The following is a 1,561-nucleotide window of genomic DNA, read 5'->3' on the forward strand; positions in this document are numbered from 1 at the left end:
CGGGCGCGCATGTCGACCACGGTGACGATGCGGCCGCGCAGATTGAGCACGCCGGCGATCTCGCGCGAGGACAAGGGCACGCGGGTGACGCGCTCGGGCATGAACACGTCCTGGACGCGGGAGATCGGCAGGCCGAACAGCTGGCCGCCGATCATCGCGGTGACGTATTCGACCATGGCGCCTTCGCTGGACTGGGTCTTGCTGGTCATCTCGTATCTCCTCGTCCCTTTTAGGCCGCGGCCCGGCTCAGCTCGGAGGCGCCGGCGGCGCCCGCGGTCTGCTCCTTCAGCGCCGCGATCAGACCGGGACGGTCGAACTTGGCGACATAGTCGTGGAAGCCGGCCTGACGGCCGCGCTCGATCGCCGCCGGCGACACCAGGGCGGAAAGACCGATGATCGGCATCGAGCCCAGATTGTTGTCGGAGCGGATCACTTCCGCGAACTCGAACCCGTTCATGTCGGGCATCTCGATGTCGGTCAGCACCACGTCGAAGCTCTGGGCGCGCAGTGCGGCGAGGCCCTCCTGCGCGGTCGGCGCGGTGCGGACGCGGTAGCCGGCCGCTTTCAGCACCGGCGCCAGCATGTTGCGGAAGAACGCGCTATCGTCGACCAGCAGCACCGACTGCGAGTGCAGCGACGGCTTCATCTCCTTGCGGGTGAACCAGTCGGCGAACGCCATCGGCAGGAAGTGGCCGACGTCGATCACCTCGGTGGCCTGGCCCTTGATCACGGCCGAGCCCAGAATGCCCTGGCTGGAGCCGCCGACCTCGATGTTGAGCCGTTCCTCGACGATGTCGATGATCTCGTCGACGACGAGGCCCATGGAGCGGCCGTCATCGGCGAACACCAGGATCGGCTGGGCGCCCTGGCTCGCAATGGTGACGCCCTCCATGGCGATGAGCGGCATCAGCTGCTCGCGGTACTGCACCATGTAGCGGCCGTTGGAGAACTCGATCTTGTCGGCGGGCAGCTCTTCCAGGCGCGTGACGAGCCCGAGCGGGACCGCCTTGGGCTGCGACGAGCCGGCGCGGAACACCAGCAGCGAGGTGGTCTGCTCGCCCGAGCCGATGTGGTGGGCTCCGTTCTCGTCGCCCATGTCATGGGCCGAGGAGCCGGCGGCGCCGAGCGCCTTGGCAATGCCGTTGGGGTCGATGATCATGATGACAGCGCCATCGCCCAGAATGGTGTTGCCGGAGAACATGTCGATGTGACGCAGTTTTGTCGACATCGGCTTCACGACGATCTCTTCCGTATGGAACACGCCGTCGACGACGATGCCGAAGGTCTGGCTGCCGACTTGCGTGACCACGATAAAACCGTTCTCGGGATCGCTTGCCGCGCCGTCGTCGATCTTCAGTAGCTTCTTCAGATGGATCAGCGGCAGCAGCTTGTTGCGCAACCGGAGCACCGCGGTGTCCTTGATGCGCTCGATGCGGTGCTCGGAGTTGGCGCGGGCGCGCACCAGCTCGACCACCGAGAGCTGCGGGATGGCGAAGCGGTCGCCGGCGGCCTCCACGATCAGGGCCGAGACGATGGCCAAGGTCAGCGGGATCTTGATGGT

2 protein-coding genes are annotated in these 1,561 nt (G+C 66.4%); both read right to left on the bottom strand.

Going from position 1 to position 1,561, the window contains the following annotated elements; translation table 11 throughout:
• Window positions 1-209, bottom strand: a 209-nt coding sequence (locus IVA79_RS35340) for a chemotaxis protein CheW (protein WP_247561783.1), incomplete at its 3' end; no start/stop codon positions are given.
• Between the two features lie 20 nt (window positions 210-229).
• Window positions 230-1,561, bottom strand: a 1,332-nt coding sequence (locus tag IVA79_RS35345) for a chemotaxis protein CheW (protein WP_247561784.1), incomplete at its 5' end; no start/stop codon positions are given.

The organism is Bradyrhizobium sp. 138, assembly GCF_023074075.1.
GTDB lineage: Bacteria > Pseudomonadota > Alphaproteobacteria > Rhizobiales > Xanthobacteraceae > Bradyrhizobium.